Genomic DNA, 9989 nt, shown 5'->3' with positions numbered 1-9989 from the left:
CCGGAAGGGGTCAAAATTCAGCCGGAACCACGGGGTCAGTTTTCAGGCGGAGCCGACACTCGCCCATGAGGTGGAGCGGTTGGCCAAGGGGCGGCACCACCTTGCCAACCGGACGAGCCTGCTTCGCATGATTTCGGCCTGGGAGAGCGGTGCGCGCGACGCCTCGGACCCATACCGTCTGCTGCTCTGCGAGGCCTACGGCAAAAGCCCGGACGAACTCGGCCTGGGCGGCGGCACCGAACATGTCAGGTCCGACATCGGTCTCGCGTACCTCGGATCGTTGGAGTCGGCCACGAGTGCGCTCGGTGAGCTTGCACGCTTCGACGAGATGAAGCACAGTGCGGTCATCCTCGGCAAGTACATGCCGGACGCGTTGAACGCGGCGTGCCTCGATTGGTTGTTCGGTGAGTCGCTTGCCGACCTTCGGCTTAGCGGATCGAAGGTGACCTCGCAGGACGTAGCCGAGGTCCGCACGATGACCGAGAACCTTGACAGGCTAGACCGTTTTCTCGGTGGCGAGCAATGCCGCCTGATGGCGCTTCGGTACCTACGGGAACGCGTCGTTCCGGCCCTGAAAGCGTCCAAGACCCAAGCGGTCGGACGTGACCTTTTCAGTGCGACGGCCATCCTGTGCGAACTGGTCGGGTGGATGGCCTACGACACGTCACGTCACTCTCGCAGCGGTACTTCACCCAGGCCCTGAGGTTCGCCGAGGCGGCCGGTGATCTCGCCTACGCCTCGTACGTGCTGGCGAGCATGGCGGATCAGGCCCTCTATCTGCGGCGGCCCGATCAAGCACTGCGACTGGCCCGAGTAGCCCGGGACGCCAGCCAACGCGCAGGGACTCCGGTGGCGGTCACCGAGGCTTCGATTCTCGAAGCACGCGCCCACGCTGCTCACGGAGACGAGGCAGGCTGCACCGCAGCCCTGCGACGTGCGGAGGGCAGCTTCAACCGCGTGAGGCCCGGGGAATCACCCGACTGGGCGAGGCACTGGAGCGAAGCGATGTTCGCCAGCCATGCCGGTACCTGCTGGATCGAGCTACGGAAGCCTGACGAGGCCCGCGCCATGCTGCAACTGCTCTGGAACGCCACCACGGACCAGGCCCGCAGAAGGGTCTACGGAGCGGTCCAGTTGTCGCGGGCAGAGCTTCTGAACGGCGATGTCGAACAGGCGGCGTCGTATGCCACCACGGCAGTGGAGTCGGTTGCCGGTCTGACGTCGCAGAGGTCCCGGAACCATCTCGTGCAACTCCGCAAGCAGCTTGCCCCCTACCACCACGTCGCCGCCGTCGAGGAGTTCGAGCGGCGGGTGGATCTGCTGCTGGAGGGGTGAGAAGCCAGCGATGTTTCAGTACGGTAGCCCCGTGGCGCTGGCTGAGGACATGCTCGCCGAGGGCGAGCCGGAGCAGGAGTTCCACCCGGGTATCGCGAGCCGGTTGCCACGCAAGCGCGTCGCGAGCGGAGCCCTCATCCGGGATGATGCCGGTCGGCTGCTCTTCGTGGTCCCCGGCTACAAGCCCTTCCTGGACATACCCGGCGGGATCGCCGAGGCCGACGAGTCACCCCTGGACGCCTGTCGCCGCGAAGTCCGGGAGGAAATCGGCCTGGAATTGCCCGCTATGCAACTGCTGGTGGTCGACTGGATACCAGCTCATGGCGTCTGGCCTGACGGGATCATGTTCATCTTCGATGGTGGTCAGCTTGACGAGCACGACGCGAGCGGCATTGCGCCTACCGATCCCGAGCTGACCGGCCGGAAGTTCCTTCGATACGACGAAGCCGTACCGCTGCTCCGGCCCTCCATGGCCCGTCGGCTTCGTTCGGCAACGGAAGCGCTGAACCAGGGCGACGTGAAGTACGCCGAATTCGGCAGGGTGAGAGGCTAGTAGCAGCACGGCCGCCACCATTCCCACCGACAGGCGGCGCACACGCGGTGGCCGGCCCGCCCCGTGGGACGGACCGGCCACGGTGTCGCTGCGCGTCAGCTCTCGGTCGGAACCGGGGCCTCGGTGGTCCCCGGGGCCGGCGACTCGGTGGTGCCGCCCGGAGCCGGGGTCTCGGTCACCGTGCCACCCGGAGCCGGCGTGCCGGTGCCACCCGGGCTGGGCGTACCGCTGGCGCTGGTCTGCGGGACCGGGATGCCCAGGGTCTGGGCCAGGGCCACCAGCGCGTCGTAGTGCGCCTGGAGGACCGGCAGCGCGTCCTGCGCCAACTGGACCACCGACTGTTCGGAGCCCTGCGAGATCTCCGTCTGGGTGGCCTGGATCGCCTGGACGTGACCGGCCAGCTCGGTGGTCACCCACGCCTTGTCGAACTCCGCCCCGCTGAGGCCGTTGAGCCGGTCCAGCACGTCCTGCTGGTCGGCCGTCGGCTTGCCCGGCAGGTTGACGTTCAACTGCTTGGCGAGGTTCTTCACCGACTCGTCGAGCGTGGTGTGGTCCGTCACGAACTGCTGGCCCAGATCCTTGACCTGCTGGTTCTGGCCCTTCTTCTGGGCCAGCTCACCCGCGGCGACCTCGTACAGGTTGACCTGGTGCAGCGCCTGCAGGTACTGGGTGTCCTGCGTCGACGGCTGCGCCGCGGCCTGCGCCGCCGCGGCGGGCGCCAGTCCGACCACCACCAGGGCGGTCAGCAGACCGAGGCGTTTGAGACCCAACATGTTTCCCCCCCTTTTTCGTTGGACCGCACGGATACCCGGCTGAGGCGGGATATTCCTGCGATTGCGCGGGCTCACCGCCGGGGGGCCGCAACCGGAGCTTCCGCCCCACACCCGACACCGGCACCGTGCCGGCCGCCCGCCGACGCGGTGGTCACGGGCGGCCAGTGCGCCTGCGGGGCCCCGGACGGGGCCGGCACCACCGCGACGGCCCGGAAAGGGGTGAACGCGACGACGGCGCCCACCGGGGGTGAACCCCGGTGGGCGCCGTCGTGTCGGTCCCGGTGGTCAGGAGCGCTGGTCGCCGCTGCCGATCTTCTCCCGCTCGGGCAGCGGCTCGACCGGGGGGTGCCCCGGCGACACCGGCGCCTCGGCCGGCTTCTCGATCGGGTAGAAGAAGCCCCGGATCGCCGGGCCGAGGGCCCCGAGCCGGTTCATCTTCTTGGGCACCACCCAGCCGGCGTACTCCAGCTCCTCGTGGCCGCTGCTGAGCGGCTGGTGCACCTCGACGAAGCGACCGTCCGGCAGCCGCCGGATGATGCCCGTCTCCACGCCGTGGGCCAGCACCTCGCGGTCGTGCTGTTGCAGGCCCAGGCAGATGCGGTGGGTGATGTAGTAGGCCAGCGGCGGCAGGATCAGCAGGCCGATCCGGCCGGCCCAGGTCATCGCGTTCAGGCTGATGTGGAACTTGTCCGCGATGACGTCGTTGGCGCCGGAGAGGGTCAGCACGATGTAGAAGGTCAGGGCCATCGCGCCGACGCCGGTCCGGGACGGGTTGTCCCGGGGCCGCTGGAGCAGGTTGTGGCTGCGGTAGTCCTTGGTCCTCCGCGCCTCGAGGAACGGGTACATCACGGCGAGTCCGACCAGGATGCCGGGGAGCACCACGGTGGGCCAGAACAACGGTGGGATGACGTACCCGTCGCCGATCGGGATGTGTATCTCCCAGGCCGGCATGAGTCGGGTCGAGCCGTCGAGGAACATGACGTACCAGTCGGGCTGGCTGGCCGCCGAGACCACCCACGCCTCGTACGGCCCGAAGTACCAGATCGGGTTGATCTGGAAGAGGCCACCCATCAGCGCGATCACGCCGAAGATGACCATGAAGAAGCCACCCTGCTTGATGATGTAGCGGGGGAACATCCGCTCGCCCACCACGTTGTTGTTGGTCCGGCCGGGGCCGGGCCACTGGGTGTGCTTCTGGGTGAACACCAGCCCGACGTGCACGCTGATCAGCGCCACCAGCAGGGCCGGGATGAGCAGCACGTGGGCGATGAAGAACCGGCTGATGATGATCGTGCCGGGGAACTCACCGTCGAAGATCGCCGAGGTGACCCAGGTGCCGATCACCGGGATGGAGAGCATGATCGCCGAGGCGATCCGCAGACCGGTGCCGGAGAGGCCGTCGTCCGGCAGCGAGTAACCGGTGAAACCGGCCAGGAAGCCGACCCAGAAGAGCAGCGAACCGATGATCCAGTTGGTCTCGCGCGGCTTCCGGAATGCGCCGGTGAAGAAAATGCGCATCATGTGCACAACGATGGCGGCCATGAACAGCAGAGCCGACCAGTGGTGCATCTGGCGCATGATCAGACCACCCCGAACATCGAACGAGATGTTCAGGCTGGAGGCGTACGCGGCCGACATCGGGGTGCCCCGCAGCGGCGCGTAGCTGCCGTTGTAGATGACCTCGGTCAACGCCGGCTCGTAGAAGAACGTCAGGAAGACGCCGGTGAGCAGCAGGATGATGAACGAGAAGAGGGCGATCTCGCCGAGCAGGAACGACCAGTGGTCGGGGAAGACCTTGTTCAGCAGTTTCCGGAGCGGGGTCGCCCCGTTGAACCGCTCATCCAACCCCCGTGCCGTCCTGCCCGGCATGGCGGCGACATCAAGCTTGCGACGCTTCATGGACGCTCCCAGAAGTCCGGGCCGACGACCTCAGTGTAATCGGATCTCGCGACGAAGAAGCCCTCGGAATCGACCTCGATCGGCAACTGCGGCAGTCGCCGGCTCGCCGGGCCGAAAACCGGCTTCGCATTGTCGGTGATCAAGAACTGCGACTGGTGGCACGGGCACAGCAACCGGTTGGTCTGCTGCTCGTAGAGGCTGGCGGGGCAGCCGGCGTGCGTGCAGATCTTGGAGAAGGCGACGTAGTTGCCCCACATGTAGTCGCCGTGACCGACCCGCTCGTTGGCCTCCCGGGAGCGCTGCGCGTCGTCCTCCCGCAGGTGGATCAGCAGGGTCGGCGAGTCCGCGTGCCGGTTGCTGACACCGTGGTCGATGCCGGGGAAGACGGTGATCTGACCACCGGCGCTGATGTCCGCCGGGCGGATCGGCCGGCCGTCCTCACGGATCAGCCGGACCGGCTGGCCGTCGACCGGGGCGAACCCGGTCGTGGCGAGCTGGTTGTTCTTGTGCGGGTCCGAGATCAACCCGCCGACCAGGGGGGCGGCGGCGACCGCGGTCACCGGGACGAGCCCGGCCAGCAGCGAGATGCCGAGCAGCGGACGACGCCGTACGCCCAGCTCGTCGGCCATGTACAGCATGGTCTCGCCGGCGATGCGACCGGACTCCGCGTCGTACTGTCCCTCGTGCCGGTCCTGGATCGACACCTCCTTGGGCAGCAGCTTCTTGCCCCAGATGAGGATGCCGAACCCGACGGCGAGCAGGGAGACGCCGAGGGTCAGCCCGAGCAGCGGGGTGTAGAACTTGTCCCCGCCGCGCCCCGGCGCGTACTCCCACGGCCACCAGATGTAGATGATCAGGAAGGCCGTCGACGCCGCGCCGGTCAGCAGGAAGAGCCCGGCGACCAGGCGGGTCAGCCGGCGCTCGGCCTTGCTGCCGTGGACGACCTGCGGCTCGTAGTGGACGATCTCGATGTCGTCCCGCCGGGCGCCCTCCTCGACGATGTCGAACCGGCTCAGCCGGGGGTCGTCAATGTCGAAAGGCTCGCGCGGTGCCGGGCTGTCGATCTTCGCGCTCACGCCGTCACCTCCCTACGGGCGGCGCCGGTGCCCGGCACCACAGCACTGCCACCAACAATCCACTCGGTCACGACTTACCCGCAATCCACAGCGTGGTGAAGACGAGCGCCACGATGCCCACGAAGAAGACGGCCAACCCCTCGGTGGACGGCCCGTACCGACCGAGGTTGAAGCCGCCGGGGTCCTGGTCGGCCTTCAGGGTCTGCTGGATGTAGGCGATGATGTCCGCCTTCTCCTCCGGCGAGAGCTGGTTGTCTCCGAAGACCGGCATGTTCTGCGGGCCGCTCAGCATCGCGGCGTAGATCTGCCGGTCGCTGGCCGGCGCCAGGCTCGGCGCGTACTTGCCCGAGGAGAGCGCGCCGCCGCCACCGGCGAAGGCGTGGCACTGGGAGCAGTTGATCCGGAACAGCTCGCCGCCGACGGCGAGGTCGGCGCCCCGCTGGAGGTCACCCTCGGGGACGATCGGACCGCCACCGAGCTCCTGGACGTACTGGGCGAGCTGGCGGGTCTGCTCGTCGGTGAAGACCGGGGGCTTGCGGGCCGCCTGGGCCTCCTGCCGGGCCATCGGCATCCGGCCGCTGCTGACCTGGAACTCGACCGAGGCGGCACCGACCCCGACCAGGCTCGGCCCGCGCCCCTCGACGCCCTGCGCGTTGCGGCCGTGACAGGTCACACAGCTCACGTCGAACAGCGCCTTGCCCTCGGCCGCGGCGCCGGTGAGCGGCGGGTTTTCCTGCGCCTGCACGCCGGGGGCGAAGAGGGTGTACGCGCCGCCGGCCAGCGCCAGCGCGGCGATCATCCGGACCGCAGCGCCCAGCCGGCGACGGCCCCTGCTGGGCGGTGCGGACCGCTCGCGGCGAAACCGCCCGAGCAGACCGCGTCGGCGGTCGTTGTCAGAAGTCATGACCTGTGTCCTTAACCGGGGGGACCTTGTCTCAGGAAGGGAGCGGCGGCGCGGTCGGCGGCGACGCCAAGATCACTGGAGCCAGTAGATCATGCCGTAGAGCCCGATCCACACCACGTCGACGAAGTGCCAGTAGTACGACACGACGATCGCGGAGGTGGCCTGGGCCGGGGTGAACCGGCCCATGGTGGTGCGGACCATGAAGATGAGGAAGGCGACGAGACCACCGGCGACGTGCAGGCCGTGGAAGCCGGTGGTCAGGTAGAAGACCGACCCGTACCCGTCTCCGTTGATCTTGACGCCGTGACCGACCAGGGTCACGTACTCGTTGACCTGGCCGATGATGAAGATCAGGCCCATCACGAAGGTGATCGTGAACCAGCGCCGCAGGGCGTGCACGTCGCCCTTCTCGGCGGCGAACACACCGAGCTGGCAGGTGATCGAGGACGCGACCAGGATCACCGTGAAGATGGTCGCGTAGCGCACGTCGAGCACCTGGGTGTGCTCCGCCCACTGCTCCGGTGCCGCCGCGCGGATGGAGAAGTACATCGCGAAGAGCGCCGCGAAGAACATGAGTTCGCTGGAGAGCCAGACGATCGTCCCCACGCTGACCATGTTGGGTCGGGTCAGGGAGTGGATCCGGCTCTTGTCAATGGCTGGGGCCGCAGTCACGCGGTCATTATTGCCCGTGACATGGACCGGCGATCAGCGGGGTCGAGATCCGACGCCTATCGTGGCCCCCCGGACCAGGTCCGCTTCGCCTGGCCTAGCCTGAAAAGCGTGCTGCACGTCGATCCGATCTTCAGCGCCCTCCGCGCGGCGGTGGGCGCGGCCCCCGCCCCGCCGGTGGCGGGGCTCGCCGCCCCCGCCGAACCGGGCCCCCCGCCGTTCAGCGTCACCGCCGTGTTCACCGAGACCCGGCTGGACAGTTGGCTGGCGCTCGGGCTGGTCCTCGCCGCCGGGCTCTACCTCTACGGCGTGTACCGGCTGCGGATGCGCGGCGACCGGTGGCCGGTGGCCCGGACGATCTTCTTCCTCGGGCCGGGGCTGGGCGGGATCGCCTCGGTCACCGTCAGCGGGCTGCACGCCTACGACACCACGCTGTTGTCGGTGCACATGGTCCAGCACATGGTGCTCTCCATGGTCGCGCCGATCTTCCTGGCCCTCGGCGCGCCGATCACGCTGGCCCTGCGCACCCTGCCGGTCCGGCCGCGCAAGCGCCTGCTGGCCGTGCTGCACAGCCGGGTCGCCAAGATCTACAGCTACCCGCTGGTGGCGTTCGCCATCTTCGTGGTGAACCCGTTCGTGCTCTACTTCACCGACCTGTACCGCTACACGCTGGAGCACGCCTGGGCGCACGAGGTGGTGCACGCGCACTTCATCATGACCGGCTGCGTGTTCTTCTGGCCGCTGCTCGGCCTCGACCCGCTGCCGACCCGCTGGCCGTACCCCGGCCGGGCGCTGCTGATGCTGCTGTCGGTGCCGTTCCACACCGTGCTCGGGCTCACCATCATGCAGAGCAGCACGCTCTTCGGCGGCGACTGGTACCCCTCGCTCAACCTCGGCTGGGCGGACCCCTGGGAGGACCAGGTGGTGGCCGGCGGCATCCTCTGGGCCGGTGGCGAGTTCGTCAGTGTGACGATGCTCGCCGTGCTGGTCGTCCAGTGGGTGCGCCAGTCCGAACGGGAGGCCCGCCGGATCGACCGCGAACTCGATCGCCAGGAGGCCCGGGAACGGGCCGCGCAGTCCGTCGGGTGACCGGCCGCCGGCGGTCCGCCCCGGGCGGGACGTCGCCCCGGACACACCGACCGGTACGATCGGCGGGCAGCTACGACGTGGGAGCCAGCCAGCGATGAGCGATCGTCTTTACACCGTCCTGCTCTACAGCGACGACCCGCGGGTCCGCGACCAGATGCGGCTCGCCGTCGGCACCCGGCCCGCGCCCGGCCTCAGGGTCGAGTTCGTCGACGCCGCCAGCTACGACGAGTGCATCCGGCTGTTCGACGACTACGAGATCCACCTGCTGCTGCTCGACGGTGAGGCGACCCCGGCCGGCGGCATCGGCATCGCCCGCCAGATCAAGGACGACCGGGACGACACGCCCCCCGTCTGCCTGGTGATCGCCCGCTCGGCGGACCGCTGGCTCGCCGCGTACGCCCAGGTCGAGGCCACGCTGGTGCACCCGCTCGACCCGGTGACCACCGGCGCGACGGTCGCCGAGCTGCTCCGCGCCCACGCCCCGGCCTGAGCGCGCCGGCCGGCGCGGTCCGTCGCCGCGCGGCCCCGTACCCCACCACACCCCGCACCCCACGCCCGCTCGGGAGGCCCACCATGGGCGAACGGACCTGGCCGCACCTGATCGCCACGCTGCTGCGGGCGGAGGAACTCGCCACCGCCGACACCGAATGGGCGATGGGCGAGATCATGTCCGGTGCGGCCACCCCGGCCCAGATCGCCGGCTTCGCCACCGCGCTGCGGGCCAAGGGCGAGACCTCGGCCGAGCTGGCCGGCCTGGTCGAGGCGATGCTGACCCGCGCGGTCCCGGTCGAGCTGCCCGAGGAGATCCGGGCCACCGCGATCGACGTGGTCGGCACCGGCGGTGACCTCGCCCACACGGTGAACATCTCCACGATGACCGCCCTGGTGGTGGCCGGCGCCGGAGTACGGGTGGTCAAGCACGGCAACCGGGCCGCCTCGTCCTCCTGCGGCACCGCCGACCTGCTGGAGTTCCTCGGCGTCCCGCTCGACCTCGACCCCGCGCAGGTGGCCCACTGCGTCGTCGAGGCCGGCATCGGCTTCTGCTTCGCCCCCCGGTTCCACCCGGGTTTCCGGCACGCCGGCCCGGTCCGGCGCGAGTTGGGCGTGCCGACCGCGTTCAACTTCCTCGGCCCGCTGGCCAACCCGGCCCGGCCCCGCTCCGGCGCGATCGGCTGCTTCGACCTGCGGATGGCGCCGGTGATGGCCGGCGTCTTCGCCGCCCGGGGCGACTCGGCGGTGGTGATGCGCGGCGAGGACGGCCTGGACGAGTTCACCACCGCCGCGCCGACCCGGGTCTGGGTGGCCCAGAACGGCACCGTCAGAGCGGCCCTGCTCGACGCGGTCGACCTCGGGGTGCCCCGGTCCACCCCCGGCGACCTGCGGGGTGGTGACGCCGCGTACAACGCGGACGTGGCCCGACGGCTGCTGGCCGGCGAGCCGGGCCCGGTCCGCGACGCCGTACTGGTGAACGCGGCGGTGGCGGTGGCCACCCAGGGGCCGTTGGACGGCGACCTGACCGAGGCGCTGCGCGCCGGCATGGTCCGGGCCGCCGAGTCCATCGACTCCGGGTCCGCCGCGCGCACCCTGGACCGCTGGATCGAGACCGCCCGCTCCGCCTGACCCACCCCGCCCCGGACCGGCTACCGCCCCACCGGTCGACGGCCGGGCGGCTGCCACCCGGTCGACGCCGG

General features: G+C 69.7%; 9 protein-coding genes and 1 pseudogene. 5 read left to right on the top strand and 5 right to left on the bottom strand.

Annotated features, from left to right (window positions below):
• The first annotated feature begins 70 nt into the window (after nucleotides 1-70).
• Together AWW66_RS36600 and AWW66_RS18735 are read left to right on the top strand one after the other, a co-directional pair.
• Nucleotides 71-1335 (top strand): annotated as a pseudogene (locus AWW66_RS36600) (NsdA family TPR-like regulatory protein).
• A 31-nt stretch (nucleotides 1336-1366) separates the two neighbouring features.
• Nucleotides 1367-1888: an NUDIX domain-containing protein gene (locus AWW66_RS18735; protein ID WP_083978617.1), complete on the top strand. Its 522-nt coding sequence runs from the start codon at nucleotides 1367-1369 to the stop codon at nucleotides 1886-1888.
• 95 nt (nucleotides 1889-1983) lie between these two features.
• Here AWW66_RS18735 and AWW66_RS18730 read toward each other — a convergent pair whose 3' ends face one another.
• The 5 genes from AWW66_RS18730 to ctaE form a co-directional block, all read right to left on the bottom strand.
• Nucleotides 1984-2661 carry a DUF4142 domain-containing protein gene (locus AWW66_RS18730; protein WP_067367951.1) on the bottom strand — a complete coding sequence of 226 codons (678 nt, stop codon included), beginning with the start codon at nucleotides 2659-2661 and terminating at the stop codon, nucleotides 1984-1986.
• 285 nt (nucleotides 2662-2946) lie between these two features.
• On the bottom strand, nucleotides 2947-4560 hold the full coding sequence (qcrB, locus tag AWW66_RS18725; RefSeq protein WP_067367948.1) for a cytochrome bc1 complex cytochrome b subunit: 1614 nt from the start codon (nucleotides 4558-4560) through the stop codon (nucleotides 2947-2949).
• Nucleotides 4557-5636 (bottom strand): cytochrome bc1 complex Rieske iron-sulfur subunit, encoded by a 1080-nt coding sequence (gene qcrA, locus AWW66_RS18720; RefSeq protein ID WP_067367946.1) that lies wholly within the window; start codon nucleotides 5634-5636, stop codon nucleotides 4557-4559. The genes qcrB and qcrA overlap by 4 nt, the downstream gene beginning before the upstream one ends.
• A gap of 67 nt (nucleotides 5637-5703) precedes the next feature.
• Nucleotides 5704-6540 (bottom strand): cytochrome bc1 complex diheme cytochrome c subunit, encoded by an 837-nt coding sequence (gene qcrC, locus AWW66_RS18715; RefSeq protein ID WP_067367943.1) that lies wholly within the window; start codon nucleotides 6538-6540, stop codon nucleotides 5704-5706.
• A 72-nt stretch (nucleotides 6541-6612) separates the two neighbouring features.
• Nucleotides 6613-7212 (bottom strand): aa3-type cytochrome oxidase subunit III, encoded by a 600-nt coding sequence (gene ctaE, locus AWW66_RS18710; RefSeq protein WP_067367938.1) that lies wholly within the window; start codon nucleotides 7210-7212, stop codon nucleotides 6613-6615.
• Between the two features lie 108 nt (nucleotides 7213-7320).
• On the opposite strand from ctaE, the gene AWW66_RS18705 reads away from it, so the two are divergent.
• From AWW66_RS18705 to trpD, 3 genes are all read left to right on the top strand, one after another.
• Nucleotides 7321-8298 (top strand): cytochrome c oxidase assembly protein, encoded by a 978-nt coding sequence (locus AWW66_RS18705; protein WP_396890573.1) that lies wholly within the window; start codon nucleotides 7321-7323, stop codon nucleotides 8296-8298.
• Between the two features lie 94 nt (nucleotides 8299-8392).
• Complete coding sequence (locus AWW66_RS18700) at nucleotides 8393-8788, top strand: hypothetical protein (protein ID WP_067367935.1); 396 nt, start codon at nucleotides 8393-8395, stop codon at nucleotides 8786-8788.
• Nucleotides 8789-8871: 83 nt separating this feature from the next.
• Nucleotides 8872-9918, top strand: a complete 1047-nt coding sequence (trpD, locus tag AWW66_RS18695; protein ID WP_067367934.1) for an anthranilate phosphoribosyltransferase — start codon at nucleotides 8872-8874, stop codon at nucleotides 9916-9918.
• Nucleotides 9919-9989: the final 71 nt, after the last annotated feature.

It is taken from the genome of Micromonospora rosaria, from assembly GCF_001567585.1.
Lineage (GTDB): Bacteria > Actinomycetota > Actinomycetes > Mycobacteriales > Micromonosporaceae > Micromonospora > Micromonospora rosaria.
This window is presented reverse-complemented; position numbering and strand designations above follow the sequence as displayed.